The sequence below is a fragment of the Neobacillus camarae genome (assembly GCF_054950115.1).
In genome coordinates this window covers 167501-182462 of record NZ_JBUCKX010000004.1, presented here as the reverse complement: position 1 = coordinate 182462, position 14962 = coordinate 167501, and the positions used below count along the sequence as shown (strand labels likewise).

General features: G+C 44.2%; 16 protein-coding genes (1 of these 16 only partly in view). 4 read left to right on the top strand and 12 right to left on the bottom strand.

Translation table 11 applies throughout. The features are described 5' to 3' along the window. Positions 1–210 precede the first annotated feature (210 nt). Both groL and groES read right to left on the bottom strand, forming a co-directional pair. Positions 211–1839 (bottom strand): chaperonin GroEL, encoded by a 1629-nt coding sequence (gene groL / locus ACY8D0_RS22310; RefSeq protein WP_462412674.1) that lies wholly within the window; start codon positions 1837–1839, stop codon positions 211–213. Between the two features lie 53 nt (positions 1840–1892). After that, positions 1893–2177 carry a co-chaperone GroES gene (groES, locus tag ACY8D0_RS22305; protein ID WP_462412673.1) on the bottom strand — a complete coding sequence of 95 codons (285 nt, stop codon included), beginning with the start codon at positions 2175–2177 and terminating at the stop codon, positions 1893–1895. Positions 2178–2548: 371 nt separating this feature from the next. Between groES and ACY8D0_RS22300 the strand changes: the two genes are divergently transcribed. Both ACY8D0_RS22300 and ACY8D0_RS22295 read left to right on the top strand, forming a co-directional pair. Continuing rightward, the gene (locus ACY8D0_RS22300) at positions 2549–3265 is read left to right on the top strand and encodes a CPBP family intramembrane glutamic endopeptidase (protein ID WP_462412672.1); all 717 of its coding nucleotides are present in this window, start codon (positions 2549–2551) and stop codon (positions 3263–3265) included. Continuing rightward, a complete protein-coding gene (locus tag ACY8D0_RS22295) occupies positions 3262–3462 on the top strand; it encodes a YdiK family protein (protein WP_462412671.1) in 201 nt (66 codons plus the stop codon). Before ACY8D0_RS22300 ends, ACY8D0_RS22295 begins: the two co-directional genes overlap by 4 nt. Before the next feature lie 37 nt (positions 3463–3499). On the opposite strand, the gene ACY8D0_RS22290 is transcribed toward ACY8D0_RS22295, so the two are convergent. The 5 genes from ACY8D0_RS22290 to ACY8D0_RS22270 all read right to left on the bottom strand — a co-directional run bounded on the left by ACY8D0_RS22290 (position 3500) and on the right by ACY8D0_RS22270 (position 8085). After that, positions 3500–4207 (bottom strand): cytoplasmic protein, encoded by a 708-nt coding sequence (locus ACY8D0_RS22290; RefSeq protein ID WP_462412670.1) that lies wholly within the window; start codon positions 4205–4207, stop codon positions 3500–3502. Positions 4208–4222: 15 nt separating this feature from the next. After that, positions 4223–4939, bottom strand: coding sequence for a polymer-forming cytoskeletal protein (locus ACY8D0_RS22285; RefSeq protein ID WP_462412669.1), 717 nt, complete (start codon positions 4937–4939; stop codon positions 4223–4225). A 15-nt stretch (positions 4940–4954) separates the two neighbouring features. Further along, positions 4955–5575, bottom strand: a complete 621-nt coding sequence (locus ACY8D0_RS22280; RefSeq protein ID WP_462412668.1) for a YhbD family protein — start codon at positions 5573–5575, stop codon at positions 4955–4957. A 104-nt stretch (positions 5576–5679) separates the two neighbouring features. Beyond that, a complete protein-coding gene (locus ACY8D0_RS22275) occupies positions 5680–7293 on the bottom strand; it encodes an acyl-CoA dehydrogenase family protein (protein WP_462412667.1) in 1614 nt (537 codons plus the stop codon). A 363-nt stretch (positions 7294–7656) separates the two neighbouring features. Then, positions 7657–8085, bottom strand: coding sequence for a DUF4395 domain-containing protein (locus ACY8D0_RS22270; RefSeq protein WP_462412666.1), 429 nt, complete (start codon positions 8083–8085; stop codon positions 7657–7659). Positions 8086–8248: 163 nt separating this feature from the next. Between ACY8D0_RS22270 and ACY8D0_RS22265 the strand changes: the two genes are divergently transcribed. Then, positions 8249–9076, top strand: a complete 828-nt coding sequence (locus ACY8D0_RS22265; RefSeq protein ID WP_462412665.1) for a DegV family protein — start codon at positions 8249–8251, stop codon at positions 9074–9076. Positions 9077–9191: 115 nt separating this feature from the next. Here ACY8D0_RS22265 and ACY8D0_RS22260 read toward each other — a convergent pair whose 3' ends face one another. Then, on the bottom strand, positions 9192–9857 hold the full coding sequence (locus ACY8D0_RS22260; protein WP_462412664.1) for a redox-sensing transcriptional repressor Rex: 666 nt from the start codon (positions 9855–9857) through the stop codon (positions 9192–9194). Between the two features lie 5 nt (positions 9858–9862). Then, a complete protein-coding gene (gene moaC, locus ACY8D0_RS22255; protein ID WP_462412663.1) occupies positions 9863–10369 on the bottom strand; it encodes a cyclic pyranopterin monophosphate synthase MoaC in 507 nt (168 codons plus the stop codon). A gap of 173 nt (positions 10370–10542) precedes the next feature. Between moaC and ACY8D0_RS22250 the strand changes: the two genes are divergently transcribed. Continuing rightward, positions 10543–12462 (top strand): ABC-F family ATP-binding cassette domain-containing protein, encoded by a 1920-nt coding sequence (locus tag ACY8D0_RS22250; protein ID WP_462412662.1) that lies wholly within the window; start codon positions 10543–10545, stop codon positions 12460–12462. A gap of 612 nt (positions 12463–13074) precedes the next feature. Here ACY8D0_RS22250 and tsaD read toward each other — a convergent pair. The 3 genes in view from tsaD to tsaB are tightly spaced (at most 10 nt apart) and all read right to left on the bottom strand, a layout consistent with a single transcriptional unit that may run on beyond the window. After that, positions 13075–14094 (bottom strand): tRNA (adenosine(37)-N6)-threonylcarbamoyltransferase complex transferase subunit TsaD, encoded by a 1020-nt coding sequence (gene tsaD / locus ACY8D0_RS22245; protein ID WP_462412661.1) that lies wholly within the window; start codon positions 14092–14094, stop codon positions 13075–13077. Next, positions 14094–14543 carry a ribosomal protein S18-alanine N-acetyltransferase gene (rimI, locus tag ACY8D0_RS22240; protein WP_462412660.1) on the bottom strand — a complete coding sequence of 150 codons (450 nt, stop codon included), beginning with the start codon at positions 14541–14543 and terminating at the stop codon, positions 14094–14096. Before rimI ends, tsaD begins: the two co-directional genes overlap by 1 nt. A gap of 10 nt (positions 14544–14553) precedes the next feature. Continuing rightward, positions 14554–14962, bottom strand: partial view of a tRNA (adenosine(37)-N6)-threonylcarbamoyltransferase complex dimerization subunit type 1 TsaB gene (gene tsaB, locus ACY8D0_RS22235; protein ID WP_462412659.1) — the 3' portion only. It continues 299 nt past the right edge of the window; 409 of the gene's 708 nt are visible here — the last part of the coding sequence; the start codon falls outside the window, past its right edge — the gene reads right to left on this strand; the stop codon is at positions 14554–14556.

Genomic DNA, 14962 nt, shown 5'->3' with positions numbered 1-14962 from the left:
AAAGTTACATCAAAAGGGTCGTGCCTGTCACTCCCCGATTACAAAGAACGTCTATCTACACGTAACAAAAGAAATGAAAAAAGAGGCTTCCCACAAGTTTGCACAACTCATGAGAAACCTCTAATTTTAGGAGAGAAATGTTAGCAAAATGTTAGCATTGCGCTCCCCTCTTACATAAAACCCTCATATATCAAGGGGTTTGGGCGATGATTACATCATGCCGCCCATTCCACCCATGCCGCCCATGTCAGGCATAGCAGGGCCAGCTGGTTCTGGCTTGTCAGCCACAACTGCTTCAGTAGTCAAGAACATAGCCGCAACAGATGCAGCGTTTTGAAGAGCGGAACGAGTAACCTTAGTTGGGTCAACGATACCAGCTTCGATCATGTTTACCCACTCGCCAGTAGCAGCGTTGAAACCTGTGCCAACTGCTTCACGCTTTAAGCGGTCAACGATAACAGATCCTTCAAGACCAGCGTTTTCAGCGATTGTGCGAACTGGAGATTCAATGGCACGAAGAACGATGTTGATACCTGTTTGAACATCACCTTCAGCTTGGATACCAGCTACTTTATTGTATACGTTTAGAAGCGCAACTCCACCGCCGGATACAATCCCTTCTTCAACTGCAGCACGAGTTGAGTTAAGAGCATCTTCAATGCGAAGTTTGCGTTCTTTTAATTCGGTTTCAGTTGCAGCACCAACTTTGATAACTGCTACACCGCCAGCTAATTTAGCTAAGCGCTCTTGTAATTTTTCACGGTCAAATTCAGAAGTGGTTTCTTCCAATTGAACACGGATTTGGTTCACGCGGCCTTGAATTTCTTCAGTAGCGCCAGCGCCTTCTACGATTGTAGTGTTTTCTTTTGTTACCACAACTTTAGCTGCACGGCCTAAAGAAGCAACTGTTGCAGATTTAAGGTCACGGCCAAGTTCTTCTGTGATCACTTCACCGCCAGTTAAGACAGCGATATCTTCAAGCATAGCTTTACGGCGGTCACCGAAGCCAGGAGCTTTAACAGCCACTGCATTGAAAGTTCCGCGAAGCTTGTTCACTACTAATGTAGAAAGAGCTTCCCCTTCGATATCTTCAGCAACAAGCAATAATGGCTTGCCTTGTTGAACCACTTGCTCTAATAATGGAAGGATTTCTTGAATGCTAGAAATCTTCTTGTCAGTGATTAGGATATATGGATTGTCTAGAACAGCTTCCATTTTTTCAGTGTTCGTTACCATGTAAGCTGAAACATATCCACGGTCGAATTGCATACCTTCCACAACGTCTAGTTCAGTTGTGAAGCCTTTAGATTCTTCGATGGTGATAACGCCGTCGTTACCAACGCGCTCCATTGCTTCTGCAATCAATTGGCCAACTTCGTCGTCAGCGGAAGAAATGGCAGCAACTTGAGCGATAGAAGATTTGCCTTCGATTGGTTTTGAAATGGCTTTTAGCTCTTCAACAGCAGTAATCACCGCTTTTTCAATCCCTTTACGGATACCCATTGGGTTAGCGCCAGCTGTTACGTTCTTTAAGCCTTCGCGGATCATCGCTTGAGCAAGAACAGTAGCAGTAGTGGTACCGTCACCGGCAACATCGTTTGTTTTGCTTGCTACTTCAGCAACTAGTTTGGCACCCATGTTTTCGAATGCATCTTCTAATTCGATTTCTTTTGCGATGGTTACACCGTCATTTGTGATTAATGGTGAACCAAATTTTTTCTCAAGAACCACGTTGCGTCCTTTAGGTCCAAGAGTCACTTTTACAGCATTTGCTAGAGTATCGACACCGCGAAGCATCGCGCGGCGAGCTTCTTCACTGAATTTAATCTCTTTAGCCATTGTAAAATAACCTCCTCATATGATATAAAAGCTTAATTATTTAAGAGACGTGACTAACCAACAATCGCAAGAATGTCAGATTCACGTAAGATTAAGTATTCGGCTCCTTGGTATTTAACCTCAGTACCAGCGTATTTTGAGAAGATAATGCGGTCGCCTTCAGTAACTTCAAGTGCTACGCGCTCACCATTGTCAAGTACACGGCCTGTACCAACAGCAACTACTTTTCCTTCTTGAGGCTTTTCCTTAGCTGTGTCTGGCAATACAATACCGCTTGCAGTTTTTTCTTCTGTTTCAACTAGTTCGATGATAATGCGATCACCTAATGGTTTTAACATACAAATAACCTCCTCAAATATGTTATTCGGTCATTATTAGCACTCGGTACTAATGAGTGCTAACACAATTATTATAATAATGAATCTAAATATCTTTTGCAAGTACGAAGCATAAAATTTTTAAAAAGAATTCTGTTTTTTTCCACCTTATAAAGTATGTGAGGAACATCCCAATCTATACATTATTTTCCTGCAAAAACGAAATGTTTCATTTCGCTTCCCCTTAAAAAGCATTCAAAATTGAAAGTTACCCTTATTTAACGGTAGAATGAAAAAGAATTGCCTAAGTACCTATCTAACAGCTTTCATATCCAAAACGAGTATAAGATTATCTTTCTATATGAAAACTAAAGGTTAAAGGAGACGAAAGATTGAAACGGGAATATTGGATTATATTAATGGTTTATATCGGGATGCAATTTTCCAGTCTTGCCGGAGTTCCCCTGCTTGCGCTGGTTTTTCCTTTGATCGGGGTCGACAAGCAGCAAGCTGTTCCTGTTTGGCTGCTCATTAGTTTCCTGGCCGCCTTGCTCATTACGCTTTTCCTCCTGCGAAAAGAAATGAAAAGCGAAAGGGCGATGGGCAGTTCTTGGGGCCAATCGGTCCAATGGGCCATCCTAGGATTTTTCCTGGCTCTATTTGCGCAATACGCGGCTGCCATTGTAGAGTCGATACTAGGCATCCAAACGGGCTCAGAGAATACGCAGCAGATTATTCATTTAATTAATACCTTCCCGCTGGCGATTGTGGTCACTTCGATTTTTGGCCCGATTCTGGAAGAAGTCGTCTTCCGGAAAATTATCTTTGGAAGCCTTTATAGACGTTATAACTTTTTTATATCCGGCTTAATCAGCTCCGTCATCTTTGCTCTGGCCCACATGGAGCCGGTACATGTGATCCTGTACTCGGCCATGGGCTTTACGTTTGCCTTTCTCTATGTAAAAACCAAACGGATTATCGTGCCGATTTTTGCCCATGTGACCATGAATACCATGGTTGTATTGGTCCAATCGGTTTATCGGGATGATATAGAAAGACTGTCGAAGCAAGCTGAGGCGGTGCAAAACTTTATCGGAGGATTTTTATGAGACGTTCACCTTTTGTTTCCGGTCTGATTTATTTTTTAATTGGCGGTCTGTTTACCTTCTTTGCCATCGACGATGTCCAAGAGAACGGCTGGGGCTTTTTTAGCTACCTGCTTGTTATTCTGGCAACCTTTGACTTTGGCTCCGGTATCAAACTAATCGCCTTTCATTTTAAATATAAAGACCAATTGAAAAAATAGAGCAAATCCCCTAGATGTGATCCAGGGGATTTTTGTTTTATACCTTTCTAAACGTTTTGATAGTGGCCGACTTTTCCTGTATTAGGTTTTCTGTATATTCGACTATGCCGATGTCACAGCCCTTGCCGATTTTCACGAGCTTTCCCCGCACAATCTCCGCCTTTGTATTTTCAAGAGAAACTTCATCGCCTTCGATGACTTTTGCCGACAGATGTCCCGCATCCTTCACAAACGGAAGAAAGGAAGATTTTCTTTTAATGATAATTTTTTCCCCGCCGATTTCCGCCACTGAACTTTCACCAAAATGGAGACCGATTTCAATCCGGTCCGCATTCAGCAGCCCTTTTATCTCAAAACCGCCTTTGAGGTTAAAAGTTTCATATTCTACATCCCCATTAACGGAAATACTTCCTTTCACATTCGCCATTTCGCCTTGCAGCCTTTCCCCGGCAGCAAGCGTTCCAAGGATTTTCATTTGGTTTAGAACGGCGCTGCCCTCTATGGCCATATTCCCCACCACGAGGATGGAACCTGATTCTAAATTCCCTTTCACTTCCGCTTCCCCGATTACCTTTATCGAATCTGCTTGCAAACCATCTACTACTTCACTTGTGCCATAGATATTGAATACAGAACAGTCAACATGGGATTCGATGGTCGCCTCGCCCCTAATACGCACTTTATCATAATGGCCGCCAGGGTAGTTCCCCGAGCCATTAATTTTTAGATCGTGACTTGCCTTCATCAAGATTCCCCCCTTTTATACTTTCCTGTATTCTTTTACGGTGGCTTTTTTATCGATGGTCAGGTTTTCTTTATATTCCACAAGCCCCACCTGGCATTTCGGTCCGATGGTCACATGGTTTCCGCGAATGACGGCTGCCTTGGTATTTTCCACCACTATTTCGTCCCCTTCAATACACTCCGTCTCAAGCTGTGTGGTGATAAGCGATTTAAATAATCCCAAGAAGGCAGCTTTTTGTTTGATAAAAATTTTCTGGCCGCCGATTTCTTTCACCTTACACTCTCCAAAAAGGGTCACCTCCACAGAGTCGGCATTTAGCAGCCCTCCGATAGAGAAATGGGATTCCGCTTTAAACCGATCGGCTTCACAATCCTTTTGCACAATAAGCTTCCCTTTTATATTGACTTCCTCTGCCTGCAGTTTCCCGCCAATGACCGCTTTACCAGACACCTTTGCCGTTTTGGCCAATACATTGCCGCCAACTTTTGCTGTCCCTTCGACCGTAAACAGGTTGGTTTCTAACGACCCCTTCACTTTCCCGCTTCCGCTAATCTTCGCTTTATGGGAGATCACATTTCCATTGACGCTGCCTGAACCGTTGCATTCGAATTCTGAACAATCAATATCTGTGTTAATCGTTCCCGTGCCGTTTATCGTTACATGGTCAAATTGGCCCCCGTTGGCAGAGCCGAATCCATTGAGTGTCAAGTCGCCTCTTTTTTTCAGTTCCATACTGATTCTCCTTTATCATAATTTCGATTTAATTTCTTCGGCACATGCCATCAGCTTCAGTTGGGCCGCAACCTTTGTTCCAGGCTCGAAGTAAAAGCTTTCTGCGTTGACCACCAGCAGACAGGAAGAGATCCCTAGTTTTCTCATGATCACTAAATCACAGCTCTTCTGCTTGATCACAGTCCGATTTTCCTTCATCACCTGAAGCAACAATTTCCCTTCATCCATGCTGATTTCCCCTGACTGAAGCAGCTTCTCTAAAACATACACTTCAAGGATGCGGGAAAAATCTAGAACAGGGCCGCCTTTGTCGATATCTATATAAATGTTCATAACTGTTTCCGAAACAATGTTACGTTTCAATAACTCGTCTTTGCTTAATTGTAAATCGGATACATTTGGCGAAAGCATATCTGCCAGCTCATCCAAGGAAAGATTCTCTTTCATGGTTTGGATTTTCTCAATCCGCTGCAAAATCTTGTCTTTCGGGAAAAAGGTTTCCTGTCCGGTAAAGGTTGATTTCCTTATAAACCACTCTTCCGGAATCAGGTCCTTTCGCTTCCAGCGATACAGCTGACCGTACGAAATTCCGGCAAGCTCCAATAAATCTTTTTTGGATATTAACTCCTCGCTCATAAGTAAAACCCCTTTCTTAATCACAGTGTAACATAACACTGTTACGCTTGTAAAACCCATTTCAAAAAAAAATGGCGCCAGCAACCTGCACCAATTTCCCTAGTTTATTGTATTTCCGCTAAAGCCACTTGCTGGTAGGCCTTAAAGAAAGAGTCACAGAATTGATCCCACGCTGCGGCGGCTTCCATGGATTCCTCACTCACCTCACCGATGACTGGTTTTTGTAATAGGTCTTCAAGCTGATGGGAAAATGACCTGATCACCTCTTCCAGGGCACCTTCTAAGACACCGGCCACAAAATCCTTCGGCGGATACCAGTCGGCCACGCGCTGCAGGTCACGAAAGATTTGCGTTAACAACAGGTTGCGCGGTCCCTCCCATTGTTCGTTGACCACCACATCCCGGAAAATCCGCGGCAAGGACGAGAATTCTTCCATGACCCCGTGGCCGGCAAACACAGAGATTGCGTCACGGAGGATCTCCGCACCTTCATTGGTCGCACAGATTTTTTGCAGCAAGACAAGTTCCCTTAGATTGAATAATTTTTTCCGAATTTCGAGTGGCTGGTCGGAATGAATCCCGGGATTTAGAGGCTTTTCCAGCTTTAAAAATGAGTCATAGATTTTAAATGCCCCCGCGGTTGTCCTGTGGGCAGCGTTTTCGATTTTCTTTAGTTTGCTGGCAGAGAGCGGATAGTCTTTCACCTTTTTCCCGAACACGGTCCGAAAATCTCCATAGAGCTTGGCTTCTCTTGCAGCCCTTAGCATAAAGCCGGCACAGGCAATGCCGATTTCTAATCTCGATAAAGTTAAGACAATTCCCACTGCGACAGCTATCCCCTTGTCCTTAGGCCCAATTGGATAGGCGAGCGCTCCGTTATATTGGATTTCCGCCGTCGGGAGTTCGGCTGTACCAAGTTTCCATTTGATCCGGTTGATGTCGTAACTATTGCGTTTTTCCTTTTCTTTATCGCCTGGAAGCCAGGACGGAACGATAAAGGTGGAGACCTTAGTGGTGCCGGCTATTTTGGCGGTGACCACGGAATAATCAGCATGGGCAGCTGAGCAGAAGAATTTATTGCCATATAGCCGATAATGGCTTCCTTCTGGCACCGCCTCCAATACATTGGCCGGCAAATCGGACCCGCCCTGGATTTCCGTCATAAACTGAGCACCGATTGCAAACTCCCCGTTGATGCCTTCTTTTGTATGTTGGAGGATTTCTTGAAGCTCGGGGATTTCATCATTTGGAAACTGCTCTAATAGGGCGACTAAGCCATGGGTGCAGGTTAGCGGACAGGTCACGCCCGCTTCTCCAAGCTGATGAATTAACATTCTTTTGACAAAGCTTTCCCAAGGATGCCTTTTGCTTGAAAACAGGCCTTCTCCAAATATTCCTTGTTCGAGTTGAAGGGTTTCCATCGGCCGGACGATTCGATCAATCCGGTGGTTAAACGCGTCGTAGTGAAGCATGTAGGGACGGACTTCAGGGCGGGCAATTCGTTCGGCCAATTGATTCCATTTGGTTGATACAGTTGGGGAGAAAGTTTGCAGGGTTTTATGGATATCTTCGTACTGGGATGCGGCGAATTTTTTGACGGCTTTCTGTAAGAATGGCTCGTCCCGGTACCAGTCAAGGCTGGCACGCTTTTCGAGGAATTCATCAAAGCTATAAGAATTGGCTCCTCTTGTGGCAGCGTCCTGGGAAGCGATGTTCATTGAATGTCACTCCTTCTTATTGGGAAATTTTACAAATATTCAGTTTTATTTTAAGCTGGGAAAAGGGTAGACGTCAATGTGAGGAATGAAGATGGGGTTTAACAGGATGGGGAATTTTCTTTATAGTAAGGTTCTGGGCGGTTCATGAAGACAAAACTTGCTGATTTCCGTGATTCTTGTCCTCATGATGGCTTTATGAGGACAAAACTACGTTCATTACTGCCTTTTCTGTCCTCATGACGGCTCCATGAGGACAACATCCTGTTTATTTCTTTATTTCCTGTCCTCATGACATAATTAGGACTGATCAGCTCGCCATTAAAAAAGGAGCTGCATAAAAACAGCTCTCTTCCTAAATTCTCTCTATTGTTGCTGGGTTCTGCGATACTGGTATTGTCTCCATTGGTAGTGAATAAAACAGCCGATGCAAAATCCCAGGATAGCGACAAATGCAGCAATCATCACCAGCGCTGAAAACACATAACCGAGTGTAGTCCAGCCCAGCACAAAACTGAGAAATCCTATCCCGAGACAAGACACGGCAATCTTTTGGTTAAACTGCTGCTGCTCCCAGTCCTCCGGAATATAGGATTTGGGATCCTTCTTCAAAAAAAGCTTTGCTATTTGCATAACCGGATTAAATCCGAATAAAAGACCAAGTATTCCTGCAGTAAATGGGATCAACAAAATCCACTCATAACCAGTCACCCAGGTTAAGAGAACACTAATCACAATCACCCACTGATTGGTTTTCACAAGCGGACGTGGGATTGAACGAACTGCTTCTGCCATTTTAATCCCGACCTTTCTTATTTGTTTTATAGGTTTATATATATTTTAATCATTTCCCCCTATTTTGTATAGAAAAACTTATCGCTCAAATTTTAAAAAATACATACAATCCTACTAACTGTTATACTTAAATAAAAGATACAAAGTTAAGGACGGGGTCTCTATGATCAAAATTATCACCGATAGCTCGGCTGATTTGCCGAAACATTTAATCGAAAAATACAATATCACTGTGGTCCCGTTGACCATCATGATCAACAACGAAACCTATTCGGAAGGGGTCGACCTGACACCGGATGAGTTTTTTACAAAAATGTTCAACTCCAATGAGCTGCCAAAAACTTCTCAGCCTTCACCAGCCTTGTTTGCTGAAACCTTTAGCCGATTCAACAGTGATGACCAGCTGCTTTGCCTGACCATCTCATCCGGCCTGAGCGGTACCTATCAATCCGCCTCGCTTGGCAAAGACCTGTCAGATGCGAACGTCACGGTGTTTGATACTCTTGCCGGATCGCTAGGACATGGATTGCAACTTATCCGCGCCGCGGAACTCGCCCGTCAAGGACGGACAATGGACGAAATCCTGAAGGAGCTTACCGATTATCGTGAAAAAATGACCATCCTGGTCCTTTTAGATACGTTGGAAAATATCGTTAAGGGCGGCCGCCTCAGCAAATTCCAAGGCTCGTTAGCCAAGATTCTGAATATCAAAGTGATTTTAGAAAGAGTCGAGGGTGGAAAAGTGGAAATCAAAGAGAAGGTTAGAGGCAAGAAACGGTTTCACAACCGGACGATGGAGCTCATCCAAGAGCAAAGCAGCGATTTCTCCCATACCGTATTCGGGATTACCCATACCGGAAACACAGAAGAAGCCGAAGCGATTAAGCAAGAGCTTATCGAGAGATTCCATCCAAAAGAAGTCATTGTGAACTACATGGGGGCCACGATGGGAACATATGCCGGTAAGGGCGGCATGATTATTTCTTTCTAAAATGCTTTGTTCACTGATTTTTTTTACTCTGTTGATTGAAGTGGAAATCAACAGCCATATTGAGCAATGCCTTCAAAAAAAAAACAGACCTTTTCCGAAAAAAGGCCTGTTTTTCCTATTCTTCCTCTGCCTCTGTCTCATTCGCATTTGGATAATGCTTTAAAAAATAAACCAATGACTGCAGTTCGACCGCTAAATCGATATGATGAACCCGGATTGACGGCGGCACATTCAACCGCGCCGGTGTGAAATTTAATATCCCCTTCACATTGGTTTTCACCAGCCGGTCTGTAATTAGTTGAGCAACCGGAGCAGGAACGGTTAATATGATAACAGGGATATCTTCCTCCACTAAGTATTTTTCCAAATCATCCATGGAGTGAACGGGAACATCCCCTATGGAAGTCCCGATTTTATTCGGATCCACATCAAATGCACATTGAATTTTCGTATTATTGTTTTTCATAAAATTGTAATGCAAAAACGCCGTTCCCAGATTACCGACCCCAACTAGGGCAACCTTGGTCAATTCGTCCTGATCGAGGGTTTTACGAAAGAAAGTCAGGAGATAATTGACATTATACCCGTACCCTTTCTTCCCTAAAGCTCCAAAATAGGAGAAATCCCGGCGGATAGTTGCTGAGTCCACTTTTACGGCTTCACTTAGTTCTGCCGAAGACACCCTCTGTTTTCCGGAGGCATGCAAATTTTGGATAAATCGATAATATAAGGGCAGCCGTTTTGCTGTTGCCTGTGGTATTTTTGCTGTCTCGTTCGCCATACTCCTCACCTCTCTAATTGATTTATCTCTTCTCTAATAAAGTCTCCGTTTTTTCCTCCGGTTTTCTTTACTAAATAGGTTGGACCGATAACCATCCCTTTATCGACGGCCTTGCACATATCATATACGGTTAAAGCACAGGCCGACGCAGCTGTTAGCGCTTCCATCTCGACGCCAGTGCTTCCTTTGGTCTTTACTTCGGTTTGTATCGATAATTTATACTGATCCGCATCCTGTTGCTCCCATGAGAAGTTAACATTCACTCCGGTCAGAGGAATCGGGTGACACATCGGGATAATGTCCCATGTTTTTTTGGCGGCCATGATAGCTGCTACCTGGGCAACTGCCAAGACATCGCCTTTCTTCATTTCATTATTGGTCACTTTTTGGTAAATCTCTTTGCTGACAGTAATGCTGGAGTTGGCAAGCGCGGTACGAGCTGTTTCCGGCTTATCACTAACGTCCACCATCTTTGCCCTGCCTTCTTCATTAAAATGAGTAAATTCAGCCATTTAAAAAGCCTCCCAAAGGAATAATACTATATTTTCACGATTCTGTCTGTGAAACTTTGCACGAAATCGCTTATTTTTTTTTCCAAAAGAAACACATTCCCGAAAACCCGCCGTTTATTGCCGACCTTTTCGGAATAAGGTACACTATTTATAGGTAATTGAGGTGAAAAAATATGATTTTATTACAAGTGAACCAACTGGAAAAATATTATGGCGCTGAACTTATTTTATCGAATATAAAGCTCGAATTACAAACCCGTGACCGTGTTGCCCTTGTTGGACGCAACGGTGCCGGGAAATCGACATTGCTGAAAATCATTGCCGGCCATCTATCGCATGACGGCGGGGAAATCATCAAACCGAAAGATGTTTCCATCGGCTATTTAGCACAAAATACGGGTTTGGAATCGAACCTGTCGATTTGGGAGGAAATGCTGACTGTATTCGAGGACCTGCTTACCATGGAAAAGTCGTTAAGAAGACTGGAAGAACAAATGGCCGATCCTGATATTTTCAACAATCAGGGAAAATACGAACGGATCCTTAAAGAGTACGATCTGCTCCAAGTGAGTTTCAAGGAGCAGGGCGGCTATCAATTTGAGGCCGATATCCGTTCCGTGCTTCACGGACTAAATTTTCATGACCAGTCGCTCATCATCTCCAGCCTGAGCGGCGGCCAAAAGACCCGGTTGGCCTTGGGCAAACTGCTTTTAACTAAACCTGATATTTTAATATTGGACGAGCCTACCAACCATCTGGATATCGAAACGCTCTCCTGGCTTGAGCAATATTTACAGGGATATGACGGAGCCATTTTAATCGTTTCCCATGACCGGTACTTTTTAGATAAGGTCGTGACCCAAGTTTATGAACTGTCGCGCCGGCAAATGCAAAAGTTTACCGGCAACTATAGCGCCTATCTGGATCAGAAGGCTGCCAATTACGAACGGGACATGAAGTTGTACGAAAAGCAGCAACAAGAAATTGCCGCCCTTCAGGACTTTATCCAAAGAAACCTGGCACGGGCTTCGACCACCAAACGGGCCCAAAGCCGACGCAAGAAACTGGAGAAAATAGATGTCATGGATCGTCCGGCAGGCGATGAAAAGTCGGCCAACTTCTCCTTTGATATTGAAAAACAGAGCGGAAATGACGTGTTAACGGTGGACTCCCTTGCGGTCGGTTATCATGGGGAAAAAGTGTCAGAGGGAATTTCCTTCCGTGTATTTCGCGGGGACAGCATTGCCCTTGTCGGACCAAACGGGATTGGCAAATCGACCCTGTTGAAAACCATCATTAAAAGGCTGCAGCCCCTCGCAGGGACTGTCCAATATGGGACCAATCTTTCCATTGGTTATTATGATCAGGAGCAGGCGAACTTAACTTCCAATAAACGTGTTTTAAACGAGTTGTGGGATGAATATCCGCTCAAGCCGGAAAAAGAAATCCGTACCGTTTTGGGTAACTTCCTGTTTTCCGGTGATGATGTTTTAAAAACCGTCACCTCATTAAGCGGCGGTGAAAAAGCCCGGCTGGCCCTCGCCAAGCTGATGATGGAAAAAGCCAATCTGTTAATCTTGGACGAGCCTACCAACCATTTGGACCTCGACAGTAAGGAAATTCTCGAGAACGCCTTGGTTGAGTATCCAGGAACCATTTTATTTGTTTCCCATGACCGGTATTTTATCAATCGGATTGCCACTAAGGTATTAGAGCTTAGTCCAACGGGCGGTACCGAATATCTTGGCGATTATGATTACTATTTGGATAAAAAGCTGGAACAGGAAGAGCTCGCTGCATTGGAGGCCCAAGCTTCCTTGCAAAAGGCCGTTGCCAATGACCAGGCTGATAAAACGAGTTATCAACAGGATAAAGAAACCAAGAAGCTAGAACGCCAACGAAAGCGAAGACTAGAGGAAATCGAACAAAAGATTGAGCAATTAGAAGAAGAAATTCAAGACTATGAACAGCAATTATGCGACCCTGAAGTGTTTCAGGACCATGAAAGAGTATTAGAAATTAATAGCAAGAATGAACATGCCAAAGCCAACCTGGATCAATACATGGAAGAATGGGCTGAATTGGCGGAATAAGTGGATCAACCGGGCTATTTGTCCGGTTTTTTTATATTTTCAAATAAAATTATAGAGATATAGAAGGTTTGCTTTTTCCACAAGCTTATTCACACAAAGGATGGCTTTACTACAGTAATCCACCGACTTTTCCACATTATCCACAGATTATATCAAAAATATCCACATTATCAACATAATTCAGCACTTATCCACAACCGTAACCATTTATATTCCTGAATTTTATCCACAATGATCTTTTAAACAAACGTTTGTTTAAAAAAGGGGGATAATTTAATCAAACGTTTAATTAAACATAAACAAACGTTTGATTTATTCCAAAAACCCTGAAGGATTCTAAGGTTTTCCAAAGTTAATCAAATGTTTAATTAATATTAATCAAACGTTTGGTTAACTAGAGTTAAAATTAAACAAACGGTTAATTAAAATGCATTGTTTTAGCCAGAATATTTTTTTACAATAATGCTCCTTTAAATTTGATTTCCGCCTCAGTCGCTCAGCGAACCTGCAGGCTCACCTCGGCGCTAAAGGTGTTAACTGGGGCTCTTCAGGCCCTGTACGCCCGCAGAAGTCAGGGGCTACAATAAAAAAACCCTTCCGATTGGAAGGGACTTAATTAAATTTTTCAATATCCAGCCCTGGGTTTGCATTCAAGTTCAGTTCAGCTCGAATTCCTTTTTCATACATGACACTGCCCGCTGCAGCAATCATAGCCGCATTGTCGGTGCATAACGATAAAGGGGGAATCACCAATTCCACGTCAGAACCTTTGGTAAAGGTTTGTTCCAGTGCTTCCCTTAATCCCTTGTTGGCTGCCACGCCGCCGGCCACCAATAATTGTTTGACTCCATATTGATCAACAGCCCGCTTTGCTTTGGTAACCAAAACCTCCACGACGCTCGCTTGGAAGCTGGCCGCCAATTCCCCAGGAGCAATCGTTTCCCCTCGTTGTTCGGCATTGTGGACTGTATTAATCACAGCCGACTTCAAACCGCTGAAGCTGAAATCATACGAGCCCTCTTCCAGCCAAGCGCGCGGCAAATCAATTGTCGGACTGCCTTCATGAGCCAATCGGTCAATGTGCGGGCCGCCAGGATACGGCATACTTAACGTTCTCGCCACCTTGTCATAGGCTTCGCCTGCCGCATCATCACGCGTCTCGCCAATCACCTCAAAATGGACATGCTCTTTCATGTAAACCAGCTCCGTATGCCCTCCGGAAACCACTAATGCCATCAACGGAAATTGAAATTCTGTCACCAGCCGGTTCGCATAAATATGCCCTGCAATATGATGCACAGGAACAAGCGGCTTTTGATTGGCAAAGGCAAGAGCTTTGGCGGCATTTACCCCGATTAACAGGGCTCCCACCAGGCCAGGGCCTTCCGTTACAGCTATGGCATCAATATCTGCCATTGTTAGATTGGCCTGATGCAGCGCTTCATCCATGACAATGGTGATTTGCTCAACATGATGGCGGGAAGCAATCTCCGGAACGACTCCACCGAACCGCTTGTGGCTTTCGATTTGCGAAGCTACCACATTGGCAGCAATTTCCCGTCCATTTTTGATAATTGCGACAGCCGTTTCGTCACAGCTTGTTTCAATTCCTAATATTAATTGATCCTTCATTATAAATTCACCCACATTACCAAGGCGTCTTCCTGAGTATCCGAATAATAATTTTTTCGAATTCCGCCATTTTGAAATCCCATTTTCCGATAAAGGGACTGTGCCACATAATTCGTGACCCGTACCTCGAGGGTCATGCTTCTGGCCCCCATTTCCCTCGCCGTTGCCATCAATTGGCGCATCAACGCATCCCCAAGCTTTCTGCCCCGGTATTCTGGCAGAATGGCAACATTCGTAATATGCGCCTCATCGAGGACAATCCATACGCCGCAGTAGCCGACCAGTTTATCGCCGTGTTCTAGAACGATGTAGACAGCAAATTTATTGTTGTTCAGTTCATTATAAAAAGCTTCCCGGCTCCACGGCATCGTAAACGACGCATGTTCAATCTCTAAAACTTGGTCAATATCCTCTTCCCTCATATAACGAAAACGAAATGTGTCTTCCATATCTCTGTTCCTATCCTTTTACGATTTTCCCCTGCTTTTCCAGCCACTTTGCCTCCGCTTCTGCCAGCCGGATATAATTCGGGACAAAAGTATGGATATCTTCTCCCGGTTTATCCAGTCCCAGTAACCCCAGTTCCGCCGGGCGGGGATTATGCTCGGTCATCCGGGCAAAAACAGCTTGTGATTCCAGCTTTTCTTGGAATACAGACTGATGAAGCGGCAGGTCATTGCCCACAAATAAAATGCGTTTGTTCATTTTTGAGAGCCGTTCCGCCCAGTCAACTGACATGGCAAGCTGATCCGGCTCCACAACGGTCAATACGCCATTTTGGTACTCATAAAGACCTGTGTATATTTGTCCTCTTCTTGCGTCAAATAACGGGGATACATAGCCATCAAAATAACTGCCTGTCCCGGCT